The following is a 25,819-nucleotide window of genomic DNA, read 5'->3' as shown; positions in this document are numbered from 1 at the left end:
TGCGTCAGTCATCGAGAATCGCCATTTAATCGGAGGGCTGTCAGGATATTAATGATACTGCTGGACGCTATCGGCTCCGATTATGATGGGGGCAGAGTACCCGTGCGTTTTCGAGAACAGTTTGGCCGCCCTGTGAGTGTTCCTCGATGTGGTCGGCGTCCCAATTGCTCCACGACACTTTTGCCTCCTCTTCGGTTTTCCCTTCCTCTACGCACATCTCGCAGATACGGTCACTCTCGATGAAGAGCTTAATTCGCTGCGCTCGGGAGAATGCTCGTTGACTGTCGGTTTCTTGAATATCGGGTTCTGTCTCCCAGAAGGCGTTTTCGAGGATGTAGTGTCGCTTGTTGACTGCTCCTCGGTTCTGCTGGCGAGCCTCCTTGAATTGGAGCATTTCGCTGTCGTCTGTATCCTCAACTTCGAACCGCTTGAACCACTCCTCGGTGAAGTCCCGAACCTCGTCGTAGTTGTCTCGTCCGAAGTTATAATCTCCAAACTCCAACTCGCGGATGAGCGAATACAGGCTGAGGATGAAGTACTCCTTGTTTAGGAACTCTATCTCTCCGTTCCCGTTCTTGAGGTCGGTGTCGCGGTAGAGTTCCGTGAGGAGGTCGAGCATCCGCTGAACGCGCTGAATCTCGTCGCGTTGTTTGAATTCTTCTAAGTCCTCGTGGACGGTGAATCCCTCTCGCTTGCAGTCGAATAGTTTGGTAACTTCCTTCCCGGTGACTTTCGTCGGCCCTTCATCAATCTCAATCAGGATGAAGCGGGCGAGGAGTGAGAGTTGCTGGAGTCGGTCGTTGTTCCGAGCGAGAAGCGTGAAGAACTCGTGGCGGTTCGGATTGTCGTCGCGGCTCTCGTAATTCTCTCGGTCGAAGCTGATGTCGTCGGCTGTCTGGACGATGAAGTTCCGAACGGGGCTGTAGGTCTTACTGTGGTTCTTCTCGATGTTGGTCAGGTGTTCGCCCTGCTGGAGTCGCCAGAATACCTTCGTGGCTAACTCCTGATGGCGCTTGTCGTCGGGGTCGTCGATACCGCGCAGCTTGATGACTTTGAGCGAACACTGAGAGTCGATATACTCCTGAACGTCCTCGCTAAGTTCGGAGTATCGTTTCCCAGCAATCTCGTGTTCCGGGTTGAGTTCGCGGAGTTCGGGGCTATCGGGGAGTGCGAATTCGTCCTCGAAGAACTCTTGAATCGCGGTAATTCGCTGTTGGCCGTCGACGACTTCGAGACGGAGGTCGTTACCGTCGAGGACAACTTGTCGGATTACAACAGGCGGGACGTAGAGTTGGCGAACGAAGCTATCGATTAGTTCCTTCTTCTTTCCGGTATCCCAGACGGTCTTTCGCTGGTAGGGTGGCCGCTTAACGAAGTATTCGCTATCGCTGTGGAACTTGCTGATGTCCCAGTCTTCGTCGTTCGAATTGAGAGGGTCATCGACGTAGATTGCCATACTATTGCTGTACAGACATTACCATTATAATAGTGTCCTGTCGCTACGATGGCGGTCGATTCTTAGACTGGCGACGTTTCCTCTATCTGGTCGCGGAGGAGGTCGAGAAAATCAGGGTCGTAGTCTTCATCGACGTGGTTCACATTCCACAGTCCGGATTCGCGGATTTCCTTGCTCCGACTATGATGGCCCAGCCAATCATCTGAGCGAGCGTCAACGGCCTCTCGCTGGTAATTACTGAGGAGTGCAATCGTGTTTCGTTCGATGTAGGCCCGTTGACTCTCGGCGCTTGGTTCGTCGTCAACGTTGAGCCAGAGGAACGGCAGGTCCCGGAGATAGTCGCTTACTCGCCGCTCCATCTCGAGTTCATCAAGTCGGCGTTCCCGCTTTGCGCTTGACCCCTCGCCCCAATGGGGATACTCATCATTCAGGGAAGCACGCTCAACGAATGCCTCACCGACTCGTTTCCGGAAGACAGAGCCTCGGTGGTTCCCGCCGCCTTCGTAGGTTCCCCGCTTTGCTCCGCGATGTGTTCTGAGTCGGTCCCAGAGCGAGGTACTACTTCCCTCGGAGACAGCGTGAGTCCCGATGCGAGTAATCCGAAGCTGGTCGCCGGCGTCGCGATGTTCGTCTGATGCAAAAAAGAAGTAGACACCTCGGTCGGGCCAGTCCATATAGCCGGTACAGTCCTTGAGCTTCTGTTTCCCGCCGACTGTTTGCTCTAACTCGCCAAGGAGTTCATAGAGTCGGGTAATATCCTCGCGTCGTGTCATTCTGAGTCTCTTGTTAGTATGTCTGAGAATGGCGCTAAAGCATTTGGTGTAAAAAAGAAATCTATTCCCAGTATGAGAGACTACCGGAACAAACTGCTTGTCCCAGTTCTGCCTCCAGTAACCGTTGTGAGGAATCCATGAGCCCGTGAGGAAATTTCCGAGAGAACTGGAATATCTCCTTCCTCAGCTATATCGCTGAGGTCAATGTTTTTCCGTAGTTCCGCTTCGCCCTTTGTGAGCGAGATTGTCTCGTCAGAGTTGTTCTTCTCGATTGTGATTTTGACGTTGTTATACGAGACGCCGTCAATCGTCTCGAATGCCGTCTCTGAATCGTTGTACCAAGCTTCGAGTTCGTCGACAACGAGGTTCATATCGTCGCCCCCCTCTGGTCGGAATTCGATTGCTTGCTTCATCTCTTCCTGGTTGAAGACCGAATCAAAGTCAGAGTGAAGCTGGTCCGGAGACCCATCTTTCTCTAACCGGAGACGAACCGTCCTATCAGCCTCTCGCATCTTCGGGAAGATGTCCTCTGTTCTGACGGGGTCTATCTTTACGTTGATTTCGTCGGAGTAGTTCTCCCGAATCCACCGACGGAGAGTGATATAGAAGGGCTCTTTCGCTCCGTAACGCCGTGAACGTTCCAAGAGGAGGTACGCTTCCGTAGCGTTCCCCGAGGGAGTGTACGTCATAAAGTAGAGCGGCTTCTCTTCGGCGTCATCGATATCTCGGCCCCGTTCCCGTCTTTCGCCGCTCTGTCTGTCAACGAGGTTCCGTACGACTCCGTAATTTCCGAGATAGAGATTTCCTTCGACCACCTGGTCGGATGACTCCCAATCGGTACTGAGCGCGAGAGTTACGTTTGAGAGGCGCTCGACTTCTTCTCCGAGGTCAGCTAGGTTCGTTTCGTAGTACTGGCAAAACGACTGAAACAGGTCGCTGAATGTCTCGACGTCCGAGACCGAAGGAGCCCCACTAGATGCCCCAAGTTGGCTCTGTACGGTGGTATCGTATTGCTGGAGGTCCGTTAAGTCCCAGAGGTCGTCCTTGCTGGCTTCCCCATTCGGATGAATCTGTACTTTGTACGGAATGAGCTTTGTCGCGGCCATTTGTATTCAGTCTCCGGTGTGTTTCGATGGGAGACAAGTGATGCTACGTAGACATTCATATAAAATATAACGGTGGCGAGGTGAAAGTGAAATGAAGAACAAGAATCAAGCACAAATCGCCGCTATACCCCTATTATGGCCCTTTTGAAAGTCTGAAAGAATATCTACGTTCCGGGAGGTGTTCCAGGAACGAAGTCTTGTACACGCCCTTCTTCCAAACTGCGACTGAAGAACGCACCCATCTTCTCACGCACCGTCTCCTTTCGAGAATCAATCCGAAGGCCGTACGCTTTCGTCTCCCCAACTTCGAGGTCTTGCCAATTCTCTGGCTTTGGCTCGTTGAGCGGTACGAGGAGACTCCCGGTCGTATCAACCTCGCCTTCGATTATCAGCTCGCCCCGAATGATACCCGCGTCCTCCTCGATGAGGTCCATTTCGAGGACGACAATCGAGTCTTTGAAACCCTCGTCATCTTCTCGTTCTTCGAGCATCAGTTCTTTCGCACGTTCCTTGTCCATCGTCAGATGTTACAGTGAATTGGAGACAGGTCCTTATCGTTCGGGTTGTAGTGAGGCCGGTCCCCAGTGAACGACCCGTCTGTCAGCGTCAGGTTCCCCATCTTCGCTACGGTAAAGAGACGCCAGAATGGGACTCGCCGCGAGTTACTCCCTCCCGCAATTTGGTAGCCTCGAAGCGACTCCTTGCCCTTCTTGCTCCGGCCGTGGCAGTAGGGTTCGACCTTTCGATGATGGCCGTCGTAGGTGAATTCGATTACCTTCTGCTCCTGAATCGCTTTACAGATGATATCGCTCATACTGAGTGTGGTCCATACTTTGTAACCGACTGTCAAGAAGGCTATCTAACCGAGGTGAAAGTAGTCCGGCAATTGGACGCTCGAATTACGAGTTAGAGATTTACAATAGGATTCTGTTAGTAAGGGTATGTCCTACGGGAATCGCTCAGTTTGGCGTGAATGCCCTGCATGCGGTGAAAAGCAGAAAGTGAAGGCAGGTCAGTGGGCTACCTGCCGAAACTGTGACGAGAGTTTCCACGCGTAACCGATACGGATGTATTCAAATATATACTCCATCTCGGAAGAATCGTCGCGCTGGCTGCCGATTTAGGTATGTCTCAGCAATATTCTATAAAAAGTTTCGTAAGTCGGTAATAGTTACTGGTTCGAGTGCGTGTTCGTCCAAAAAGCGCGCAAATCGGTTTACTTCGTTTGGGTAGCGAGTTCAGTTGTAGGCAGCCGTCGAGCATTCCACAACATAGGGCGCATCGCGCGATGATACATCGCGCCGTCTATCGATTTAGGCGCGAATCGGATTTTGTTCTATAAATAGTTTCGCTAGTCGGTAATAATTACTGGTTCGAGTGCCGAGGCCGACTTGCTGACGTCAGCTAGCCACGGATTCGGGGCAGTTTCTGCTCCCCGCCCACGGAGTGCTTTCCGAACACTCTACCCGTTATACCGGATCGGTTCCCACAGTACGAATAACAGACCAGGCGCAAGCGGTCGAATCTACCGCTAGACTGCAGTCTCCGCGGTCAGCCCCGTCTTCGTCGTCCAACAGCACGGCAGAACCGGCTCCAGACCCTTCAGTCGACGTCGTCCCGCGTCCATCGTAGCAAGCTATCTGGGACCGTTCGACCTGACGGACGACGACTCGCGACCGAGGTGTGGTGGTCTCGGTTAGTCCTCAGCCGCTGTTTCGGAAGTCTCACGGGTCGACCCCTGCGATTCGGGAGAGTCGGTCCGCTCGGTGGCGTCTGGTATCTGTCGCGGCAAGAGCGTCGATGCGACGAGCAGGAGCAACACGAACAGTACCAGGAGGAGCACCGCCGCACGTTGAGCGTCGAACATCGCGGCCTCGAAGATACCTTCGAGCAATCGTCGTTGGTCAGGGGTGAACTGGTTCAGGAACTGTCGCTGAGTGGCTTCGGTCGCCGTCTCTGCGGCGTCTTCGAGCGCTATCACCAGATCGTTCCGTCGCTCCGCCGAAACGGTCACGTCTTCCGCTCGGAGTACCCCGTCGACGACGCTCCCATAGAACTGGCCGAGGAAAAACGAGCCGACGACCGCTGTCCCCAGGGAATAGCCTATCGAGCTACTCACGTTCAGGACTCCGGATGCCTCGGCGGAGTTCGCGGTCGGGACGGCCGACATCGTCATGTTGGATATCTGTGCCAGTATGAGTCCGACACCGACTCCAACGATCGTCACCGGGATGACCATCTTGCCGATCGTCTGACTGGGGCCCGTCTGCTCGTACAACAGCACCAGTCCGACGCCCATACACACGATGCCGACCTGGATGAGCGTCTTCGGCGAGACGTACTTGCGCCAGCCGGGGGTGAAGGCCGAAAAAAGGACCGACGCGAGCGAGTACGGTAACAACGCAAGCCCGGATTCGAAGGCGGTGTAGCCGAGTACGGCCTGGAGATAGACCGGGAAGATGAAGAAGAAGCCAGCCGAGATTATCGAGCGAACGTTGTACGTGACGACGCCGGATAGAAAAGGACGGTTCCTCAGTACGTTCAGCGGAACGAGCGGCGACCGCCCAGCGCGTTGCAGTCGCCGTTCGTACTGAATGAACGCGGCGAAGGCGAGCAGTCCGAGTGCAAGAAACCAGATCGCCGGCGACGTCCCGAACGGATTGAACTGTACGTCGCCGACGACGAACGGCCGCCGTTCGACCAGCCACCCGTACTTCCCGCTGAGGAGGAATCCGACGACGAGCGACGTCGAACCGACGATGGACAGAGCCGTTCCACCTCTATCCGGCGGTCTGCGCGCGTCTGACAGTGGCTTCTGACTCACGTACCGAACGAAGACGAGAATGACCCCCACGCCGACGAGTTGGAGCGTGAATCCCCACCGCCAACTCGCGTACGTGGTCAGTGCGCCACCGACGATCGGTCCAAGAGTTCCGCCGACCCCGCTCACGCCAGCCAACAGTCCGAATGCCTTCGCCCGGTCATCGCCTTCGTAACTGACTCTCAGTTCAGTGTACGTCAGGGGAAACAACACAGCGGCCGCGGCACCCTCGATGAACGACCAGCCGAGATAGAGGACCGTCGTGTTCCAGCTAATCGCCGCTACCACCGTCCCACCGGCGTAGACTATCAGCGCGACTGTCATGACACGCCGACTACTATACCGAGACGGCAGCGTACCGGCCGGGAGAATCAGCGCAGCGATCACCAGCGAGTAGAGTGCGACCGCCCCCTGAATCACGGTAATCGTGGTATCGAACTCGTCGACCATCGTGGGGATCGCCACGTTCATCAGGGACGCGTTGACGACGATGATGAAGGTCGTCAGACTCACGGCGATCGCTGGGGCCCAGTGTCGTACTCGCGTCTGCAGATCTGTAGAGTGCTGAGAACTCCCGTGGGGGGTAGACCCATCTGGGGCCATACAGCGGTCTAACACGTTGACCTCCAATAGCGTATGGACCTGCTCGGTCACCGAGAGTCGAAGATACTGTCGGGCCCTTCGGGGCGGGGAAGATGTCAGCGCCGTTCGTCAGAAGCTGATGGTCGCCACGGCCTCACTTCTGACAGAAGTAGTCGTCTATCCAGCGACGGTGTGTTCGGTGGTGGATCTGTCGAAACGCATCCCGACAGCCAGTTCACCACTTTCCACCGCACCTTCTCGCGGCGATCCCGCCCGCCACCTGCTTTCCGGTTCGCATAGCCGACTCGATGCCGCCCATCCGCCGCCCGTTCCTCGGGGAGGGATCGACTCACGGTGCGCGGACTGGACTGACTTCGTTCTGGTACCACGGACCAACGGGGTGATTCCTCGAACGGTGGGCGGATTTTTTGCGACTCGCTCCTGTTGGAAGGGGTAATGGAACGCCCGCAGTTCGAGTTTGCTTCCCTCGTCGACTACCGATCGAGTTTCAGCTTCGTCGGGACGGTGGTCAAGAGCCTATCGGTCGCACCGTTGATCCCCCTTCTCGTGGCACTCTACTACGGTGAGCCGCTCCTCCCGTTCCTGTCCACGACCGTCCTGATGGTCACGGCCGGGTCCGCGCTCGAACGATTGCGGGCCGAGCGCGAACTCGGCCGTCGGGAGGCCATGCTCATGGTGAGCGCCACGTGGCTCGTCGTCCCGCTTTTCGGGACGGTGCCGTACCTGCTCGCGGGCCAGGGGACGGTAGCACAGCCGGTGAACGCACTGTTCGAGAGCATGAGTGGCTTCACGACGACCGGGGCGACCGTCCTCGGGGAGATCTCGTTCGAGCGCCACTCGCGGTCGATCCTGCTATGGCGACAGTTCACGCAGTGGATCGGTGGGATGGGAATCCTGGTTCTCATGGTCGCCATCCTTCCCGAACTCTCGGTCGGCGGGGCACAGATAATGAACGAGGAAGCGCCCGGGTTCGCGATCGACAAACTGACGCCGCGAATCCAGGAGACGGCGAGCGCGCTGTGGCGGATCTACGTCGGCTTCACCGTCGCAGCGGTCGCGGTCTACTACGGACTCCACCTGCTCGGGAACGCGATGGGCACGCCGATCGCACCGAACATGGGCTTCTACAACGCCGTCGCGCACGGACTGACGACGTTGCCGACGGGAGGATTCTCACCGGAGGCACGGAGCATCGAAGCGTTCTCCCCGGCCGTCCAGTGGGCGGTGATGCTCTTCATGACCGTCGCGGGGACGAACTTCGCGCTCTTCTGGTACGCGTTCGACGGGGACGTGGGAAAGCTGACCGGGAACCAGGAGTTCCGAGCGTACCTCTTCGCGATGGCGGTCGTCGGCACTACCGTCACAGCGTTGCTCTTCACGGGTGCCGGCCTGGCCGAGACGCCGGAGAACGTCGGGGTGATCTCCGGTAACGTCGAAGATTCGCTTCGTCAGTCGCTCTTCCAGACGATCGCCATCGTGACGACGACGGGATACGCCAGCATGGATTTCAACACCTGGGGCCAGTCGTCACAGGTCCTGCTGCTGTTCGCGATGTTCCTCGGCGGTTCCGCCGGCTCTGCCGCCGGTTCCGTGAAGATCGTTCGCTGGTACCTGATCTACCGTGCCATGGGACGCCAGTTCGTAACGACCGCCCACCCGTACGTCGTCCGTCCCGTTCGCATGTCGAACAGCGCCGTCGACGAGGAGACGATCAGGGACGTTTTCGTCTTCGTGATGGTCTTCGTCTGCATCTTCGCCGTCTCGACGGTCCTCGTCTATCTGGACGCCCTCCGCGTCGGACTCGATATCTCGGCGCTCGAGGCGATGAGTATCGCGATGGCGACCCTCGGAAACATCGGCCCAGGCTTCGGGATCGTCGGTCCGATGAACAACTTCCTTCGGTTCTCCGACGCGGCGAAGCTCTACATGGCCTTCCTGATGTGGATCGGTCGGCTGGAGATATTCACCGCACTCGTCGTACTGACACCGACTTACTGGCGTCGGTAGCACGACGAGTCGCTTTCCACCGGAACGTGCGCCGACACGGTCGGCGGGGGAGCCACTCGAACGACGACGACCGTCGCACCCGTATCTGGACTGTCATTTGGAGGGTTCTTTACCGTCGATGGTCGAAACGTAACGCGCCGAACAATGCGCGTGCTCATCGTCGGGGCGGGCGAAGTCGGATCGAACATCGCGGCCAGGCTGGCACCGGTTCACGACGTCGTCGTCGTCGACGTCGACCCCGAGGTCGTCGACAGGCTCACGTATTCGCTTGACGTGTTAGCTATCGAGGGCGACGGATCGTCGCTGGGAACGCTTCGGGAGGCAGGGATAGCGGACACCACCATGCTCATCGCCTGTACCGACGACGACGAGACGAACCTCGTCACCTGCGGGACGGCTGCGACGGTGAGCGACACGTTCACCATCGCCCGGGTCAGGAAGGCCAAATTCCTCGAAACGTGGAAGAACTTCCGTGGAGCCTTCGGCGTCGACGTCATGCTGGCGACGAACATCCTCACCGCCGAGAGCATCGTCAGAGTGATCGGTCTTCCCGCCGCACTCGACGTCGATCTGTTCGCCGAGGGAATCGTTCAGACGGCCGAGTTCGCCGTCACCGAGCGGAGTCCGGTCGCGAATCAGACGGTAGCCGAGGCCGACCAGTGGGAGGCGCTCACGTTCGCGGCGCTGGTTCGGGATGGAGCGGTCACGATTCCCAGCGGCGAGACGGTCATCGAGGCGGGCGATAGGGTTATCGTGATCGGCGGGCCGGCCAGCGTCGAAGCGTTCGCCGAGAGCGCTGCTCCGGACGACACGTCGAAGGACGTGGACGACATCGTCATCGTCGGCGGAAGCAAACTCGGCTATCAGACCGCGGCGCTCCTCGTCGAACGGGGGTTCCGACCACAGTTGATCGAACAGGACGCCACTCGAGCCCGGGAACTCGCCGAGAAACTCCCCAAAGCGTCCGTTCTGGAGCAGGATGGAGCGGACGTCGAGTTCCTGCGGGACGAGAACGTCGACCAGGCGGACGTCGTGATAACCGCGCTCGAGAGCGACGAGAAGAACTTCTTCGTCGCCCTGCTCGCGAAGAACATCGGCGCGAACCGTGCGATAGCCATCGTGGAGAACGGTTCCTATACGGAGTTCTTCGAACAGGCCGGCGTCGACGTCGCGATCAATCCGAGAGAGGAGACGTCGGAGGAAATCATCCGCCAGATGCAAGAGCGCGAGGTGGAGAACCTCTCGATAATCGAAGAGCGACAGGCGGGTGTCCTCGAGGTGGAAGTCGGCGAGGAGAGCGTCCTCACGAGCCGTCCGATCCGGGAGGCGGTCGCGGACCTCCCGTCCGGCGTCGTCGTCGGTGCGATCGCCCGGAGTGACGAACTCGTCGTTCCCCGGGGCGACACCGTCATCGCGCCCGACGACCACGTCGTCCTGTTCGTCGAAGCAGACGTCATCGACGAGGTAACAGCGATCGTCTGAGCCACCGACTCGATGGCGTTCCCAGGAGTGGCCAGGACCGGTCGGCTACCGATCGACCCTCGCGCTACACCGCGGGCAAACGTGGACGGCTCCCGGGCCTGGCCGAAGGAACCGGACCTGGAACACGGAGTCACAGATGGGACACTGGTTCGCTGGAGGTTCCCGGATCCAGAGTCGGAGGTTCGGCTCGGGCTCCTTTTTCCGGATCCGGTCGGCAGCGGCGAGATCCCTCAACAGCGTCCACGTCAGTCCCGTCGAAGCCTGGAATCGGTCCGCGATCTCGTCCGTCGTGTACGGTACGAACGGCTCCATCGCGTCGTAGATGTCGTCTGCCGATGGCTCGTCCCCGTCAGCCGCTAGCCTCGTGGGGTCGCGATCGGTCATCTCTCACAGAACGCTAGGGAGGACGGCTTATCAGGGTGATGCCCCCGCGACAAGCGGTGGGACGTCCGAGGCCAGCCTTCCGGCTGGATCGCTCCTGTTCGAACTCGGGAACGGGCTACTCCAGTCGCCTCTCGTCGCGCGGACAGTACTCGTCGTTCCGCGTCCGGAACCCACAGACCAAACACTGCCTGGCGGGTTCCGCTCGTTCGTTCCCGCGGAACAGGAACGGGACGAACGGCACGAACAGGAAGAACGCGAGGGTGTCGAAGTACTGCCAGAGGAGGAGGCTCCCGAGCACGCCGACCGCCGCGGTTACCGTCCGGGAACTGACCATACGCCCGGTAGGTACCGCGTCCGGAAACGGTAACGGTGCAGGTCCATCGCGGCTCCACGGCCGAGCGTTGCGTCGCCGGCGCACCGTGGGGAGTCGGCGGCCGCAGCGACAGGATGTCGGGCAGCGTTTCCGGGACCGCCCGGCCCCGACCGTTCGCGCTCGCTGGTCCCGGTCGCGCCCCTCGTCGTCGCCCTGGCGGCCGCGCACTGGTGGGCCGTTCGCGGGCGATAGGTGTTCGCAGGCGAGAGGGGTCAGTTCTCCGGTGCGCGGAACACGCGCACGGTGTCCTGGTCGCCCGGCCTGACGTCGACCTGGACGAGGCCCAGCTCCGTGAAGATGCGCTCCCAGTTGCGGTAGTAGAGGGGGAACTCGCCGTCGACGTAGTTCACCCCGGGGTCCTCGGACTGCCGGGTCGGTTCGTCGCCCTCGTTCTCGACCGTGACGACGAGTTCGTCAGCGACCCTGACAAGTTCCTCGAACACCCACTCGACGTCCGGGTGGAGGTGCTGTAGCGTCTCGACCGAGTAGATCGCGTCGAACCGTCCGTCGTCGAAGTCGCCGACGACGTCCTCGATGGCGTCGCAGTAGAAGGTCCCGTCGGCCGCGAGGTCGGGATAGGTCTCCGCCATGACCTCGAACGCCTCGTCGTTGACCTCGATGCCGGCGAGGTTCTCGAAGCCGTGTTCCCGGAGGTGCGCGAGGTGGCGGCCCGAACTGCACCCCAGTTCGAGGACGGCGGCGTCCCTGTCGACGAACCGATCGAGAGCACTCCGCACCGCCTCGCTCGCTTCGTCCGGCCCGTAGTAGGCGTAGTATTCAGGGGAGTACTCCCCGGACCGTTCCGCCCACTCTCGGCGAACCTCGTTCGAATCCACGTGTAACGAACTCCAGGGACACCTAAAGTCTCTCGGGTTCCGTCATGGGAGCGGCCTCGAGTTCCGCCTGGCGAACGCTGGTGGAACTGCTGATACCACGGAAGTAACGGTTCGTTGTGACGGTCCGGACAACCGTTCCGCGTAGAATCGGATGTTCGTGTTCGAATGGCCATTATAATGCAGGAGTGGAGGGCATTCGTCCACTATATATCGAAATTGGAAAACAGATGCGGAACACTTAACCGTGTACCTGGACTGTGTTTAGTTGCAATGGCAAACGGTAAGGTTGATTTCTTCAACGACACTGGCGGCTACGGTTTCATCGCGACTGAGGACTCTGACGACGACGTTTTCTTCCACATGGAGGACGTTGGCGGCGAGGACCTTACGGAAGGTACCGAGATCGAATTCGACATCGAGCAGGCCCCCAAGGGCCCGCGCGCGACGAACGTCGTTCGCGCATAACCAGGATTTCGCATAGTCGCCGCACGGCGACGTAGCGTTACTTCGTTTCTTTCGGAACACCCGTTCACCGAGAGCGGCAGGGCGACTTCTCCGCCGAACGGACGAACGGTCCACCGCGAACACCGTGTCGGACCGGCGAGGTGATTCGTTGCCGAGCGGGACGCTCGTCCCGGCGGTCCGGTCGGGCCAGCAGGATTCTTTAGGACTCGACCATCGATATGGCGTATGGGTAGTCACCCTGCGTCTCGGGTGCCGAGCGACTTCCGGGAGCTGGTGCAGTTCTACCTCCTGGACCACGAGACGAAGCTCGGAAAGACCATCGACGTCTCGCTGATGGTTCTGAACCTGCTGTTCGTCGCGGTCTTCGTCGCCCAGACGTATCCGCTGGCCGCGACGGCCGAGGCGTGGCTGTGGCGGCTGGAGGTCGGCATCGCGCTCGTGTTCGTGGTCGAGTACGTGCTCCGACTCTACGGTGCCGAGGATCGACTGGCGGAGTTCACCAACGTGTACACGGTGGTCGACCTCCTGTCCGTGCTCCCCACCTTGTTGGTGCTGCTGTTGCCCGCCCCGCTCGTCGTGCTCAACGTCGGGTTCCTCAAGGTGGTCCGCATCGTCCGCGTGCTCAGGTTCTACCGGTTCACCCAGGACGAGCGGTTCTTCTTCGGCACCGTCTCCCTGCGCACGCTCCGGGTGATGAAGCTCCTGTTGACGGTGCTGGTCATCTTCTTCGTCTCCGCCGGGCTGTTCTACAGCGTCGAGTACCAGACGAACCCCGGCGTCGACAACTTCGGCGATGCGTTCTACTACACGGTCGTCACGCTCACGACAGTCGGATTCGGCGACATCGTCCCGGTCACGCGGGCGGGCCGCTGGGTGACGGTGGTCGCCGTCCTCGCCGCCATCGTCCTCGTCCCGTGGCAGGCTGGCAAGATCGTGCGGGAGTGGACGCAGCAGGAGAAGGTAAACGTCACGTGCCCGGAGTGCGGCCTGTCCGCCCACGACCCCGACGCGTCACACTGCAAGGCGTGCGGCCACGTCATCTACCAGGAGTACGACTCTCGGGAGTACAAAACGCGCCGGTGACCGGCCCCCGAGTGCTCTCTCGCCGTCCGTTTCACCCCCGACTTGGTCGCCCTGCACACACAGCCTCGCCACTGATTGAAACGACGACCCTCGAAGTAAGTGGGAACGACAATGACGACAGACTCACCCGAACAGCTTCTGGTCGAAGGCCTTCAGGAACTGTACTACACCGAACAGCAGCTGGTCGACGCGCTGCAGAACCTCGCCGACGAGACGTCCGAGGAGAACGCAAAGCAGGCGTTCTCCCAGCACCGCGACGAGACCCGCGAGCAGATCGACCGGCTGGAGCAGGTGTTCGAACGGATCGGCGAACAGCCACAGACCCGCGAGGAACGGGTGGTGGATTCGCTGATCGACGAACACGAGCAGTTCGCCCAGGAGAACGAGGGCGAGGTGCTCGACCGGTACAACATCGCCACCGGACAGAAGACCGAGCACTACGAGATCGCCGCCTACGGGAACCTCACCTCGCTGGCCGGCAAGCTCGGTTACGACGAGGCATCGGACCTCCTCGAGAAGACGCTCCGCGAGGAGGAGCACGCGCTCGACGAACTCTCGCAGGCGGGCGAGCAGTTCGACGAACAGCGGGTCGCTGGCGACTGAAGCCGCGGTCGCGTTCCGACCGCGTTCGACGCTCAGTCTTCCGCTTCTTCGGTCCGAAACTGCGGGCGACACGTGGCGCAGCGCCTGCGCTGCTCACGGTGCGCGGAGTACGGGCGCGGACAGGTCTCGTTCCAGAACGAACGGTTTTTGCCACGTTTGGCAGTACGCTCTCTATGGACCGACTACTCGAGTCACTGCACGAAGCGCCCATCATCGACAAGGACGGCTACCAGTACCTCGTCCACCCCATCAGCAACGGCGTCCCGATGCTCGAACCCGAACTGCTGCGCGAGGTCGTCGTCGAGCTCACGCGCGCGGCGGACCTGGACGTCGACAAGATCGTCGCCCCCGAGGCGATGGGCATCCACATCGCGACCGCGCTCTCGCTCCAGACGGACGTTCCGCTCGTGGTCATCCGCAAGCGCGAGTACGGCCTCGACGGCGAGGTGGCGCTCCACCAGACGACGGGCTACTCTGAATCCGAGATGTTCATCAACGACGTCGACGAGGGCGACCGCGTCCTCATCGTCGACGACCTGCTGTCGACGGGCGGCACGCTGGCGGCCATCTGCGACGCCCTCGACGACATCGGCGCGGAGATCGTCGACATCGCCGTCGTCATCCGGAAGGTGGGCGAGACGGCGCTCGACGACACGGACTACGAGGCGACGAGCCTCGTCGACATCACCGTCGACGACTACGAGGTCACCATCCACTGACCGGCGCTCGCCGACCTCACTTCCAACGTTCACACTCCTCCGACGACCGCTCGGCACTGGGAACTTCTCGACGGTCGCGTATCGACTCCTCTCAGCGACCGGTCCGACCGCCGACCGGGAATGGCCAGCCGACGGGGCGCATCGAAAAATACACGAACGTGCATACTTTGACCTGTGACGAAGGTGGATATGCACTCGAACGCGAAACTATTATTGAAGACGCATCGCTCGTGACGAGTACAGATGTCAACTGACTCGGACGGGGAAATCGAGCTCGAGTACGGACTCGACGACCGGCCGCCGTGGCTGAAGTCCGTCCTGCTCGCGCTCCAGCACGTATCGGTGATGATCGTTCCCGCGACCGCGGTCGCGTTCATCGTCGCGGGCGAGGTCGGTCTCGGCGCATCGCGGACCGCCTACGTCGTCCAGATGGTCCTGCTGTTCTCCGGGCTGGCGACCATCGTCCAGGCGTACGGCGTCGGCCCGGTCGGCTCCAGGCTCCCCATCGTGATGGGGACCAGTTTCACCTTCGTCGGCGCGGCGGTGACCGTCGGCATCGACTACGGGCTGGGAGCCGTCTTCGGCGCGATTCTCGTCACCGGCTTCGTGGTCGAGGGACTCATCGGCTGGCAGTTCAAGCGCATCCGGCCCTTCTTCCCGCCGCTCGTGACGGGGCTCGTCGTGGTCATCATCGGCCTCTACCTCATCCCGGTCGGCATGGACTACTCTGCTGGCGGCGTGGGTGCCACTGACTACGGAGCGATGCACAACGTCGGGCTCGCCGCGCTGGTGCTCGCCGTCGCGGTCCTGCTCAACCTCTTCACGGAGGGCGTGACGCGACTCCTGAGCACGCTCGCCGGCATCGCCGTCGGCTACGCAGTCGCCATCCCGCTCGGCGTCGTCGACTTCGGCCCCGTGGGCAGCGCCGCGTGGCTCGCGGTGCCGCGGCCGGGCGCGTTCACCCCCTCGTTCGAACCCGTTCCCATCGTCACCTTCGCGTTCCTCTTCCTGGTGTCCGCCATGGAGACCGTCGGCGACATGTCCGGCATCACCGCCGCCGAGGGTCGGCCCCCGACGGACACGGAGTTCCGCGGCGGGCTGTTCACCGACGGCCTGCTGAGCTCCATCGGCTCGGCGTTCGGTGCGTTCCCCGTCACGTCGTTCTCGCAGAACGTCGGCATCGTCAACTTCACCGGTGTGATGAGCCGCCACGTCGTCGGCGTCGCCGGCGTCGTCCTGGCGGTCCTCGGCTTCAGCCCGAAGGTGGGCGCGGCCGTCGCGACCATCCCGAGCGCCGTCTTCGGCGGCGCCGTCCTGCTGATGGCCGGCATGGTCGCCGCGAGCGGCGCGCGGCTCATCTTCCTCCACGCCGACCTCGACCGCCGGAACATGGTCATCATGGCCACCTCCATCGGACTCGGACTCGGCGTCGCGACCACGCCCGGCGCGCTGGAAGGACTCCCGAAGGCGGCCGAGACGTTCTTCGGCGAACCGGTCATCATGACCGCGCTGACGGCACTGGTCCTGAACACGTTCGCGCCCGGCGAACAGAGCCCGCTCTTCGACGGGCAGTCGCCCGAGGCGACGAGCGACGTCGCCGACACTTCCGTCTCCGGCGACGACTGACATCCGCGGACGGCTCACCGTCCGTTCTCGCGTCGGAATCGCATCGGCCAGAAAGGAGAGAGCAGCGGCTCACCGCCCGGTTCGACCGAGAGAAAGTCGGTATCTTAGGCCGAAGAATCCGTCATTCGATGTGGCCTTCGCGCCGGAGCTGGTCCGCGTCCTGCCCCGTGTATCGCCACTCGATGTTGGCCTTCTCGTCCTGCCAGTCCCACGGCTCGACGAGGACGACGTCGCCCTCGTCGATCCAGGTCCGGTACTTCATCCGTCCGGGGATGCGTCCCATCCGGTTCTCACCGTCTTCGCATCGGACTCGAACGTGGTTGCCGCCGTTGTGCTCGGTTACGACGGCGAACATCTCGTCGCTGTTGGGCATGCGGAGATTCCGACGCCCTGTTTCTTCACTCACACTCTCGCTAGGAGCGTGGCACGTTTAAACCATTGGAGACGAGTGTTACCGTCTACCACGGCCGGTCGGTTACCGGTACGGTTCGCACGATTCGAGCGTTCACGACGCCGCAACGAAGATGCGGCGGCCATCGGCCGGAGCGTAGTATGGTCCATTTTTCCCAATTCCGGAGTCCTGCCACGGTGACGGGCGAAGTGGCCGGCTCGAGACTCTTGCACGTACGACTCCTTCAATCCTGTCTAAACCGTTCGACGGCGCTTCTACTGGGCAAACCCTTCGGGCCGCTGGCCCAGCCGTATTGTATTTATTGTACAATACAATCACAATGCTCTTGTGTCCGCCACGGTTACGAGGAGTCACCATCACCGATGATGCAGATACCGAGCACCACGCCGGCCGAACTGAAGGACGAGCTCGACGACGGGACGCAAGTGACGGTCGTCGACGTGCGACAGCCCCACGAGTTCGAACGCGGACACATCGAGAACCCGAACGCCGAGACAATCAACGTGCCGCTGAACCAGCTGCAGGCCGTGCGCCCGCAGGAACTGCTTGACGACGTCCCGACGGACAACGTCGTCACCGTCTGCGCCTCCGGTAGCCGGAGCAGCATGGCGGCCCGGCTGTTCAACCAGGCCGGCATCGAGGCCGAGAACCTCCAGTACGGCATGAAGGGCTGGTCCAGGGTCTCCTGAGAGCCGTTCCGAGCACCGGTTTCTCCACTCGTTCTCGTTCCTCGACGGCGACTGCCGTCTCCGACGTCGCCTCGTCCGACGTCGACCGACCACTGTTCGTTGGTCGGCACGGTCGCTCGCGGGAAGCCTCCAGCAACGCCGTCTCGCAGCGAAAAATTGCCGCGACGAGCTACCCCTTCAGAGCAGGTTCAGCGGGTTCAGCATGCTCACGAAGGTCAGCAGGTTCTCCTGGGAGAATTCGATGACGTCGACGATGAGGTACTCGGTCTGGACGATGAGTTCCTCGGTGTAGACGATTCGGTCAGCCATCTCCCCGATTCGGTCGGCCATCTCTCCGATCTGGTCTTCCGTGTACAGGACGCCGTCGAGACTTTCGAGGTACAGCACCTCACCCGTCTCCGCGAGGACCATGACCACCGTGTCGACGTCGCAGCAACCGTTGGACGTCTGGAACAGGTAGTAGGTGCTCCCGTCCTGCAGGGGCGCGTAGATGAACGATTCGAGTCGACTGGTCTCCGCGAAGTAGAAGGTGTCTTCCGGGTAGAGTTCGATCTCGTAGCCGTCAGTCGAGGCAGCGGTCGCCGTGCCAGCCCCGGCGACGCCGCCGAGGGCAACTGTACCGAGTCCGCTCAGGAACGTTCTTCGTCTCATCTGTGGTGTTGTCCACCCAGGTCTCCGACGAACGGGTCGGGCAGACCGGGCGGTAATTCATTATGGGTGCAATACCGGATATTGTAGCTTCCGTTTCCCCGGCGACGTACCGTCCGATCGAGAACTTCTTGCGGAAAATGCAACCCGATGTATTGTATAATATATACAATACTGGCGGCTATCTCGTCGACGAGTCGCGACCACCGTCCAAACGTTCGGTCGTCGACCGCGGGGGCAACAACGTTCGGGACGTACGTCGTCGAAGCGTGGGACTGCGACCGGGTGAAACCGGGGGCGACCCGGCCTCCGTTGCGCAGCGATTGAACACAAATTTACTCGGCGGTGCAAAAATAAATACGTCAGTACAGTATCGCTACCAGCCGACAAACGGTGCATAATTATAGGACCCCGCACTGTTTCCCACCACGATGTCAGACTCCGCGCAGAGGGTTCGAACGCCGACGGACGCGCTTCCCGATCCAGTGGAGGCGGACAACGTCGTCTACAATCCGTCGCTGGAACGACTCCGGACGTTCTCCGAGGGTCTCGAAACGACGACCGAGTACGGCTCACCGTCCTACGTCAGCGATCACCGCTCGCGCAACGCCGACCGGACCACGAACGAGGTCGACGACGATTTCGACGCCGAGGATTACGCGCGCGTCGAGGACGCCGTCGACTACGCGACCGAGCACGAGATGGTCTGCGTCGACCGCCGGATGGGTCGTCACCCCGACCACTCCTACCGCTGCCGACTGTACGTTCCCAGGCCCGCCGCCCGCATCGCGCTCGCGTGGGCGAAGCTGTTCGAACCGGTCGCGGACGACGGCGATGGCGCGGCCGACCCCGACTTCGTCACCGTCCAGGTACCCGAGTGGGACGAGGTCGCCATCCGCATCCTCCCCGACGACGGCGTCACGGCCGTCCTCGGTAGCGACTACACCGGTGAGGCGAAGAAGTCGTTCCTCCGGCTGTTCATGTACTACGCCAAGCAGGAGGGCGGACTCGGACTCCACGCCGGCAGCAAGCGCGTCCGCCTCCAGGACGAGGCGGGCGACCTCGACGAGATCGGTCAGCTGTTCCTCGGACTCTCTGCGACCGGCAAGTCGACGCTGACGGCCCACGGACTCTGGCTGGACGACCCCGAGGAGGCGACGATGCTCCAGGACGACGTTTGCGCGCTGCTGCCCGACGGGACCGTCGCGGGCAGCGAGGGCAACGGACTGTACGTCAAGACCATCGGACTGGACGAGGAGGAGCAGCCAGCCATGTACGACGCCGTGACCGACGAGTCGGCGGTGCTCGAGAACGTCGCCGTCGACGACGACGGGACGGTCGACTTCGATAGCGACGAGCACACGTCGAACGGCCGGGCGGTCATCCTGCGCGACGAACTGTCGTCGGCGGGCGAGGACGTCGACCTCGACGAGGTCGACCAGATCTTCTTCATCACTCGCAATCCCGTGATGCCACCGGTCGCGAAACTCTCCGCCGAGGAGGCCGCCGCCGCGTTCATGCTCGGCGAGTCCATCCAGACCAGCGCTGGCGACCCCTCGAAGGCTGGCGAGTCCATCCGCGTCGTCGGAACCAACCCCTTCATCGTCGGCTCGAAGGGCGAGGAGGGCAACCGGTTCCGCGACCTCATCGACGACCTGGGCGTCGACTGCTTCGTCCTCAACACCGGCAATCTCGGCGGTCGCGACATCGGCGTCGAGGACTCCGTCACCATCCTTCGCGAGATAGCTCGCGACAACGTCGAATGGGCCGAGGACGATGCGACGGGCCTCACGGTCCCCGGAGCGCTGCCCGGCATGGACGCCGACGCGTTCGCCGTCGCGGACCACGTCGACGACCACGAGCGGAAACTGGCCGACCTGCGCGCCGAACGCCGCACCCACCTCGACACGTTCGAGGACCTCGCCGAGGAGATCCGGGACGCCGTCTACTGACGTCGAACGACGTACCGGTCTCTGCCGTCCGTCTCTCTGCTTCCTGTCGACGTCTCCTGTCGCGGCACGTCGGACCGCGGACCGCTTCGACCGCATCGGTCATTATTGTGTTCTTCATACAGTACTATCATCGGGATATGATTTGTGGATTGGACTCATATCGGCAGGAAGCTTGGGTTTGGTTCCATTTACGTTCGGCCCAGCCCCTACATTGTATTGGACATATAGCACATGACTACGAAGAACGGAATCGACGTCGAGAAGATGGAACAGCTCACCGATGCAGTCGAAGCGGACGCCGACAACGGCATCTTCACCTTCCGCGCGGAGACGGAATGGTCCGGGGGGACCACCTGCGAGACCACCGTCGGCGACATGGAGAAGGCCGGCCAGTCGGTCGACGGGCCGGAGTTCACTCTCGAGGGAACGATGCTCGGGAGTCGCGAGGCACCGACGGCGATGGAGCAGTTCCTCTCGGCGCTCGGCACGTGCCTGACGGTCACCTACGCCGCCCACGGTGCGAAGATGGGCATCGACATCGACGACCTGCGGTTCGAGTTCGAGGGCGAGGTGGACATGCGCGGACTGCTCGGCGTCAGCGACGACGTACGGCCGGGCTACGACGAGATCGACTGCACCGTCCACGTCGACGCTGACGCGACGGAGTCGGAACTGGCGGAACTCAAGGAGGTCGCGGAGGCTAACTCCCCGATCGTGGACAACTTCACGAACGCTGCGTCGCTGTCGACCGAACTGCGCCCGGTCGACGCGTAATCGGTCGGCGCGCCCCTGCCGGGCCGACCGGTGTCGACGCCGCCACCGTCAGTTCAGCGTGTCGACCTCGTCGGTGAGGTCCTCGGGTTCGTCGACCGGGCCGTTGACGAACAGGCTGTGCCCAACGAGTACCGTGCCGAGGAACCCCGCCGCGGTCACCGACGTGGTCGCCGGAACGGTCGTCATCTGTCCGACGACGACGCCGGCGGCGAGACTCAGGAAGATCGCGGCGAGAACGAGGTCGTAGTACTGCCACGTGTAACCCATGTGGGAGACGACGGGCCCGCCCCCGGAATTTCTACCGGATGATTTCCCGATGTAATCGGCGATATAATGGCGGAGTTGTCGCACGGCGGGGAACATCGAACCGCATCGCGACCGTCACACGGCCCAGCGAGCCGTGAGGTCGACCAGCGGACGCCTCGGGCGGTCGTCACGACGGTGCACCCGGCGGATTTAAGACACGCGGATATCCATTCCCGTGCATGAGTGTTCCGGAGATCGTACAGTCTACGCTTGGAGACGAGCAGGCCGCCGCGACGGTGTCGCTCGGCGGTGAGGATGCCCTCTACGTGACGTCCACGCGGACGCTCATCTACCGGGGCGACGGCCTGCTGAGCGACGAGTCGGTCGAAGAGTACCCCCACGACGCGGAACGCATCGAGGTGTCGAAGGGGCGACGGAAAGCGACCATCGCACTCGACTACGGCATCGACGGCGTCGAGGAGTTCTCCATCCCTGCGAAGCACCTGCACGACGCCCTCCACCCCGTCCTCGCGGGCGTCCTGAACGGCGCTGGCGTCACCGACACCAACGAGCAGGTCATCCAGACCTACCAGTTCAGCGAACTCACGCTCGTCGTCACGAGCGCGCGCGTCGTCAAGCACGTCGGCGAGGCGGTCTGGGACGAGGACTTCGAACAGTACCACTACGGCGACGTGACCGGCGTCGACGTCGAGGAGGGCACCGTCTCCTCCCAGATCATCATCGAGGTCGACGGTCGCCCCCAGCGAATCAAGACGCCCAGCGACCGGACGCGCGAGGTCCGCGAACGCGTCGAACGCGCCCTGCTCGACTACCACGACCTCGACTCGTACGCCGAGTTCGAGCAGACCGTCGCACCTCAGGAGGAACCGGACGCGGACGCCGGGGGCGAGGCCGACGAGGACCCGTTCGGTAGCGGCGTCGACCCCATCGACGCGAACCCGCCGGAACTCGACGACGACGGGCAGATCGTCGAGGAGTCGGCGACCGTGGACGAGCGAGACGAGGCCGCCACGACCGACGCTGCCACGACCGACGCCGCGACGTCGGCGAGCGCCCCCGGAAACGAGACGGCCGCTGCGGACGCCGGACGCACCGACGACGCCGGGACCGACGACAGCTTCGTGGCCGACTCCACCGACTCGGTGACCACCACCGACCCCGACCCGGGACAGTCGGCATCCGAGACGGACCAGAGCGCGACCGCCGAGACGGGAACCGGGGAGTCCACCGGCTTCGCCGACTCCGGCTTCGAACCGGCGGGGGCGAGCATGGACGACGGCGTCGAGCAGCGTCTGGACGCCCTGACGGAGACCGTCGAGCGCCAGAACGAACTGCTGGAGAAACAGCAACGGACCATCGAGCGACTCGTCGAGGAACTCAGTCGCGCCCGGTGACCTTCCGGATACACGAGGAGCCGAACGGGCCGTGGTCTCCCGCCTCGAACCGGATGAAGTGCCCCTCGGAGATGCCGGCCCCGCACCGCTGACAGGTGAACTCGCCCTCCTTGACCACCACCTCGCTCTCGAACCGGACGAACCCCCCGCCGCTCGTCCGGAGGATGCCGTTCTCGCGCTCGACGACGCCCCGCTTCTCCGCCTCGTCGAGGATGGTCCGCGTCGTCGTCGGGTCCGTCGTGACGGTCTCGATGCGGTCGACCGCGTCCGCGACCGACAGCTCGGCGTGTTCGAGCTTCGACAGCAGTTCGACCCCGAGCTCGACCGGGTCGGCGCTGTCGCTTCCCGAACCCCCGCCGCTCGGTCGTTCCGTTGCTCGTGGCGCATCGCTGTCCTCACGGCTGTCACCGTTCGAACTTCCCGACGTGCGTGGCACGTCGCTGTCCTCGCGGTTTACACCGCTCGGTCGTTCCGATGCTCGTTGAGCATCGTTGTCTTTCATCGACTCCAAATCGCCGGCCTGGCGGATTAAGCGTTACGCGCGGAAGAAAGAACTTAGCCGCCGGACTGTCAAGCCGTCGTGGATGGCAGTCCGACAGTACCGCCGACAGATCGCCGGCGTCGCAGCCGTCGCGGCCGTGGTCGTCGCCGGACTCCTCGTCTCTCCACAGTTCGTCTTCCGGCAGGTGGAGGCGGTCACCGCCCGTCCGGCCCTCGCGGCGGTCGCGTTCGTCGCCGTCTACCTCGTCCGCCCGCTGTTCGCGTGGCCGACGACCGGCGTCGCGCTCGCGGTCGGATACGTCTACGGCCCGGTCGTCGGCTTCCCGGTCGCGCTCGCCGGCACGACCGCGAGCGCCGTCCTCCCGTTCGCCGCCGCGCGGTACTGGCGGACCGACGCCGGCCTCGCCGGCCGTCTGGGCGCGTCGGGTGAGCGTTACTTCGACGCCGCAGGCGACCTTCGGGGGATGGTCGCGTCCCGCCTCGCGCCCGCCCCGTCCGACCCCGTCTCCACGGCGGCGGGCCTGTCCGGCGTCGCCCCGCGCGCGTTCGTCCTCGGGACCGCCGTCGGCGAGGTCCCCTGGACCGCCGCCGCGGTGCTGGCCGGCGGGTCCGCCGAGACGCTCACCACCGGCGCGGTGGAGAAGAACTGGTGGCTCGTCGGACTCGCGGCCGCGGTCGCTATCCTGTTGCTCGTGAAGCCGGCGTTCGAACTGCTGGCGAAGCGTCCCTAGTTCCAGAACGTGTCGCCACAGTCCATGACGACGCCGTGGTTCGGGCAGACGTACTTGCAGTGGCGGCGGAACAGCTGCTCGTCGCAGACCGGACAGGGGCGACCGCTCGTCTCCTCGCTCACGCTCGCCGCTTGCACGCCAGTCGGCATTACTCTTGCTCGATCCGGGCGAGAATTGGTACGGACCGGAACGGAGTTGGCGAGAACTGGTCCGGAGTTCGGAAAATCGGTTTTTGATACCCCGGCGACGGTGGACGTATGCGATTCGAACACGTGGTTACGCTGGTGGTCGCGTTGACTATCTGCGCCGCGCCCGCCGCCGCCGACGCCGGACCGACCGCGGCAGACGTGGAGCCGACACCGCTCGCTCAGGACGACACGACCGAGACGACGACCGACGGGATGACCGAAGGCATGGACGAGGGGACGACCGACGGCATGGACGACAGCACCACGGACGGAATGGATGACGGGATGACAGACAACACGACGGACAGCATGGACGACGGCACGAGCGGCGGAACGGACACGTCGCTGCCCGGCTTCGGGATCGGCGTGGCCGTCGTCGCGCTCCTCGCCGGGGCACTGTTCGTCGCCAGGATGCGATAGCATGAGCGACGACCGTCCCGACCGCGCGTCCCTTGCCGCCGAGGGAGCCGTCGCGGTCCTCGCCGGAGTGGCCGCCGTCGCGGGGTCGTACGCGGCCGTCGGCCGCGTCCCCGCGTTCGTCGCGGCCCCGGTCAGCGGGTTCGTGGTCGTCACCACGCCGGACGCGATCGTCTCGTGGTCCATCCAGACGCTCGGCGACCTCGGCCACCAGCTCGGCTTCCTCCTGGCGCTCGTCCTGACCGCCGGCGCGTTCGCGGTGGTGGTAGCGGTCGGCGCACTGGCGGCGGACCGGGCCGGCGCGCCGCGGTCGCTGGTCGCCGCGCTCGGCTGCGTCGCGCTCGCGCTCGCGCTGACCGGCGCACCCTCGTCCGCGCTCGCCGCGGGAACGGGCGCCGGCGTCGTCGTCGCCCTCGCAGGAGTCGACGTCTTCGCGGGCCAGTCGGTCTCCGGGACGCGCCGGCGCGTGCTGCAGGCCGTCGTCGGCGCCGTCGCCGTCGGCGGCGTCAGCGCCGCGCTCGGCCGCCGGCAGGACGCCGCGGGACCCCCGGAGGGTGGTCCGGTCAGCGAGGACGTTGCCGCCCTGCTCGCCGACGCCGAATCGAAGTCGCTCGACGTCGGCGGCATCGAAGGGCTGGTGAGCGAGGAGTTCTACCAGGTCGACATCAACAGCGTCGACCCGTCGGTCGCGGCCGAGGACTGGACGCTCACCCTGACCGGCGCCGTCGACGAGGAGCGGACCTTCGACTACGCCGACGTCACTGGCCTGCCGGCCGAACATCGGTTCGTCACGCTCCGCTGCGTCGGCGAGGGGCTGAACGGGAAGAAGATGGACAACGCGCTCTGGACCGGCGTCCCCCTGATGGACCTGCTGGGTGACTCGACGCTCCCCGAGGAGTGCTGCGTGATGCTCCGCGCGGCCGACGACTACTTCGAGGAGTTCCCGCTCGCTGCGCTCGAAAACGCGTTCGTCGCCTACGAGATGAACGGCGAACCGCTGCCGCGCGCCCACGGCTCCCCCGTCCGGGCGCTGATCCCCGGCCACTGGGGCGAGATAAACGTCAAATGGCTCACCGAGATCGAGGTGCTGGAGGCGGCGGAGAAGGGCTACTGGGAGCGACGCGGCTGGAACGGCACCGGCCCCGTGAACACTGTCGCGAAGCTCCACACCGTGAACGACCTCGACGACGGGCGGGTGCAGGTGGGAGGACACGCCTACGCGGGGACGCGCGGCGTCGACCGCGTGGAGGTGTCCGTCGACGGCGGCCGGACGTGGGCCGACGCGACGCTCTCGGACCCGCTCCCCGGTGAGGACGTCTGGCGGCAGTGGGAACACAGCTACGCGGCGGACGGCGAGCACGAGGTGGTCGTCCGCGCGACGGACGGCGAGGGGAACCTGCAGACCAGCGAGGAGAGCGGGCCGAAACCGAGCGGCCCCACCGGCTGGGTGTCGAAGCGTGTCGACCCCTAACTATAATCCGGCTGGTGGGTGACAAACGAGTGACCGCT

28 protein-coding genes are annotated in these 25,819 nt (G+C 62.9%); 14 read left to right on the top strand and 14 right to left on the bottom strand.

Annotated elements, in window-relative coordinates; translation table 11 throughout:
- Window positions 1-67: 67 nt before the first annotated feature.
- From NKT36_RS02065 to NKT36_RS02040, 6 genes are all read right to left on the bottom strand, one after another.
- A complete protein-coding gene (locus tag NKT36_RS02065) occupies window positions 68-1,456 on the bottom strand; it encodes a GmrSD restriction endonuclease domain-containing protein (protein WP_327052290.1) in 1,389 nt (462 codons plus the stop codon).
- Between the two features lie 62 nt (window positions 1,457-1,518).
- Window positions 1,519-2,229 carry a hypothetical protein gene (locus tag NKT36_RS02060; RefSeq protein ID WP_327052289.1) on the bottom strand — a complete coding sequence of 237 codons (711 nt, stop codon included), beginning with the start codon at window positions 2,227-2,229 and terminating at the stop codon, window positions 1,519-1,521.
- Window positions 2,230-2,309: 80 nt separating this feature from the next.
- Window positions 2,310-3,335, bottom strand: coding sequence for a hypothetical protein (locus NKT36_RS02055; RefSeq protein ID WP_327052288.1), 1,026 nt, complete (start codon window positions 3,333-3,335; stop codon window positions 2,310-2,312).
- Between the two features lie 164 nt (window positions 3,336-3,499).
- Window positions 3,500-3,853 (bottom strand): hypothetical protein, encoded by a 354-nt coding sequence (locus NKT36_RS02050; protein WP_327052287.1) that lies wholly within the window; start codon window positions 3,851-3,853, stop codon window positions 3,500-3,502.
- A 2-nt stretch (window positions 3,854-3,855) separates the two neighbouring features.
- Entirely contained in the window at window positions 3,856-4,149 is a 294-nt protein-coding gene (locus NKT36_RS02045) for a WYL domain-containing protein (protein ID WP_327052286.1), read from the bottom strand.
- An 882-nt stretch (window positions 4,150-5,031) separates the two neighbouring features.
- Complete coding sequence (locus tag NKT36_RS02040) at window positions 5,032-6,669, bottom strand: MFS transporter (protein WP_327052285.1); 1,638 nt, start codon at window positions 6,667-6,669, stop codon at window positions 5,032-5,034.
- Window positions 6,670-7,194: 525 nt separating this feature from the next.
- Between NKT36_RS02040 and NKT36_RS02035 the strand changes: the two genes are divergently transcribed.
- Both NKT36_RS02035 and trkA read left to right on the top strand, forming a co-directional pair.
- Window positions 7,195-8,766, top strand: a complete 1,572-nt coding sequence (locus tag NKT36_RS02035) for a TrkH family potassium uptake protein (protein WP_327052284.1) — start codon at window positions 7,195-7,197, stop codon at window positions 8,764-8,766.
- Window positions 8,767-8,910: 144 nt separating this feature from the next.
- Window positions 8,911-10,248: a Trk system potassium transporter TrkA gene (gene trkA / locus NKT36_RS02030; RefSeq protein ID WP_327052283.1), complete on the top strand. Its 1,338-nt coding sequence runs from the start codon at window positions 8,911-8,913 to the stop codon at window positions 10,246-10,248.
- 45 nt (window positions 10,249-10,293) lie between these two features.
- Here the strand turns inward: trkA and NKT36_RS02025 are convergent, their stop codons facing one another.
- From NKT36_RS02025 to NKT36_RS02015, 3 genes are all read right to left on the bottom strand, one after another.
- On the bottom strand, window positions 10,294-10,632 hold the full coding sequence (locus tag NKT36_RS02025; protein WP_327052282.1) for a hypothetical protein: 339 nt from the start codon (window positions 10,630-10,632) through the stop codon (window positions 10,294-10,296).
- A 115-nt stretch (window positions 10,633-10,747) separates the two neighbouring features.
- Entirely contained in the window at window positions 10,748-10,966 is a 219-nt protein-coding gene (locus NKT36_RS02020) for a hypothetical protein (protein ID WP_327052281.1), read from the bottom strand.
- Window positions 10,967-11,217: 251 nt separating this feature from the next.
- Window positions 11,218-11,841 carry a class I SAM-dependent methyltransferase gene (locus tag NKT36_RS02015; RefSeq protein ID WP_327052280.1) on the bottom strand — a complete coding sequence of 208 codons (624 nt, stop codon included), beginning with the start codon at window positions 11,839-11,841 and terminating at the stop codon, window positions 11,218-11,220.
- 270 nt (window positions 11,842-12,111) lie between these two features.
- Between NKT36_RS02015 and NKT36_RS02010 the strand changes: the two genes are divergently transcribed.
- From NKT36_RS02010 to NKT36_RS01990, 5 genes are all read left to right on the top strand, one after another.
- Window positions 12,112-12,306: a cold-shock protein gene (locus NKT36_RS02010; RefSeq protein WP_113275558.1), complete on the top strand. Its 195-nt coding sequence runs from the start codon at window positions 12,112-12,114 to the stop codon at window positions 12,304-12,306.
- Between the two features lie 225 nt (window positions 12,307-12,531).
- Window positions 12,532-13,389: an ion transporter gene (locus NKT36_RS02005; RefSeq protein WP_327052279.1), complete on the top strand. Its 858-nt coding sequence runs from the start codon at window positions 12,532-12,534 to the stop codon at window positions 13,387-13,389.
- Window positions 13,390-13,500: 111 nt separating this feature from the next.
- Window positions 13,501-13,992: a YciE/YciF ferroxidase family protein gene (locus NKT36_RS02000; RefSeq protein ID WP_327052278.1), complete on the top strand. Its 492-nt coding sequence runs from the start codon at window positions 13,501-13,503 to the stop codon at window positions 13,990-13,992.
- A gap of 173 nt (window positions 13,993-14,165) precedes the next feature.
- Entirely contained in the window at window positions 14,166-14,711 is a 546-nt protein-coding gene (gene hpt / locus NKT36_RS01995; protein ID WP_327052277.1) for a hypoxanthine/guanine phosphoribosyltransferase, read from the top strand.
- A 243-nt stretch (window positions 14,712-14,954) separates the two neighbouring features.
- On the top strand, window positions 14,955-16,337 hold the full coding sequence (locus NKT36_RS01990) for a uracil-xanthine permease family protein (RefSeq protein ID WP_327052276.1): 1,383 nt from the start codon (window positions 14,955-14,957) through the stop codon (window positions 16,335-16,337).
- 121 nt (window positions 16,338-16,458) lie between these two features.
- Here the strand turns inward: NKT36_RS01990 and eif1A are convergent, their stop codons facing one another.
- The gene (eif1A, locus tag NKT36_RS01985; RefSeq protein WP_327052275.1) at window positions 16,459-16,743 is read right to left on the bottom strand and encodes a translation initiation factor eIF-1A; all 285 of its coding nucleotides are present in this window, start codon (window positions 16,741-16,743) and stop codon (window positions 16,459-16,461) included.
- A 368-nt stretch (window positions 16,744-17,111) separates the two neighbouring features.
- Between eif1A and NKT36_RS01980 the strand changes: the two genes are divergently transcribed.
- Complete coding sequence (locus NKT36_RS01980; RefSeq protein ID WP_327052274.1) at window positions 17,112-17,438, top strand: rhodanese-like domain-containing protein; 327 nt, start codon at window positions 17,112-17,114, stop codon at window positions 17,436-17,438.
- Window positions 17,439-17,615: 177 nt separating this feature from the next.
- Here the strand turns inward: NKT36_RS01980 and NKT36_RS01975 are convergent, their stop codons facing one another.
- Window positions 17,616-18,089, bottom strand: a complete 474-nt coding sequence (locus tag NKT36_RS01975) for a hypothetical protein (protein WP_327052273.1) — start codon at window positions 18,087-18,089, stop codon at window positions 17,616-17,618.
- Window positions 18,090-18,517: 428 nt separating this feature from the next.
- Between NKT36_RS01975 and NKT36_RS01970 the strand changes: the two genes are divergently transcribed.
- The gene (locus tag NKT36_RS01970) at window positions 18,518-20,038 is read left to right on the top strand and encodes a phosphoenolpyruvate carboxykinase (ATP) (RefSeq protein ID WP_327052272.1); all 1,521 of its coding nucleotides are present in this window, start codon (window positions 18,518-18,520) and stop codon (window positions 20,036-20,038) included.
- A gap of 231 nt (window positions 20,039-20,269) precedes the next feature.
- Window positions 20,270-20,812 (top strand): OsmC family protein, encoded by a 543-nt coding sequence (locus NKT36_RS01965; RefSeq protein WP_327052271.1) that lies wholly within the window; start codon window positions 20,270-20,272, stop codon window positions 20,810-20,812.
- Between the two features lie 48 nt (window positions 20,813-20,860).
- Here NKT36_RS01965 and NKT36_RS01960 read toward each other — a convergent pair whose 3' ends face one another.
- Window positions 20,861-21,079, bottom strand: coding sequence for a hypothetical protein (locus NKT36_RS01960; protein WP_327052270.1), 219 nt, complete (start codon window positions 21,077-21,079; stop codon window positions 20,861-20,863).
- A gap of 218 nt (window positions 21,080-21,297) precedes the next feature.
- Between NKT36_RS01960 and NKT36_RS01955 the strand changes: the two genes are divergently transcribed.
- Complete coding sequence (locus NKT36_RS01955; protein WP_327052269.1) at window positions 21,298-22,473, top strand: DUF7115 domain-containing protein; 1,176 nt, start codon at window positions 21,298-21,300, stop codon at window positions 22,471-22,473.
- Here the strand turns inward: NKT36_RS01955 and NKT36_RS19220 are convergent.
- Window positions 22,457-22,975: a DUF5830 family protein gene (locus tag NKT36_RS19220; RefSeq protein WP_407652196.1), complete on the bottom strand. Its 519-nt coding sequence runs from the start codon at window positions 22,973-22,975 to the stop codon at window positions 22,457-22,459. The genes NKT36_RS01955 and NKT36_RS19220 overlap by 17 nt on opposite strands.
- A gap of 82 nt (window positions 22,976-23,057) precedes the next feature.
- On the opposite strand from NKT36_RS19220, the gene NKT36_RS01945 reads away from it, so the two are divergent.
- On the top strand, window positions 23,058-23,705 hold the full coding sequence (locus NKT36_RS01945; RefSeq protein ID WP_327052268.1) for a TVP38/TMEM64 family protein: 648 nt from the start codon (window positions 23,058-23,060) through the stop codon (window positions 23,703-23,705).
- On the opposite strand, the gene NKT36_RS01940 is transcribed toward NKT36_RS01945, so the two are convergent.
- Window positions 23,702-23,854, bottom strand: a complete 153-nt coding sequence (locus NKT36_RS01940) for an HVO_2523 family zinc finger protein (protein WP_407652195.1) — start codon at window positions 23,852-23,854, stop codon at window positions 23,702-23,704. The genes NKT36_RS01945 and NKT36_RS01940 overlap by 4 nt on opposite strands.
- A gap of 108 nt (window positions 23,855-23,962) precedes the next feature.
- On the opposite strand from NKT36_RS01940, the gene NKT36_RS01935 reads away from it, so the two are divergent.
- Window positions 23,963-24,313, top strand: a complete 351-nt coding sequence (locus tag NKT36_RS01935) for a PGF-CTERM sorting domain-containing protein (protein WP_327052266.1) — start codon at window positions 23,963-23,965, stop codon at window positions 24,311-24,313.
- Between the two features lies 1 nt (window position 24,314).
- On the top strand, window positions 24,315-25,781 hold the full coding sequence (locus NKT36_RS01930; protein WP_327052265.1) for a molybdopterin-dependent oxidoreductase: 1,467 nt from the start codon (window positions 24,315-24,317) through the stop codon (window positions 25,779-25,781).
- Window positions 25,782-25,819: the final 38 nt, after the last annotated feature.

This window comes from Halomicrococcus gelatinilyticus, from assembly GCA_024227995.1.
Lineage (GTDB): Archaea > Halobacteriota > Halobacteria > Halobacteriales > Haladaptataceae > Halomicrococcus > Halomicrococcus gelatinilyticus.
The sequence above is the reverse complement of the archived record's forward strand: the minus strand, read 5'-3'. Positions and strand labels throughout refer to the sequence as shown.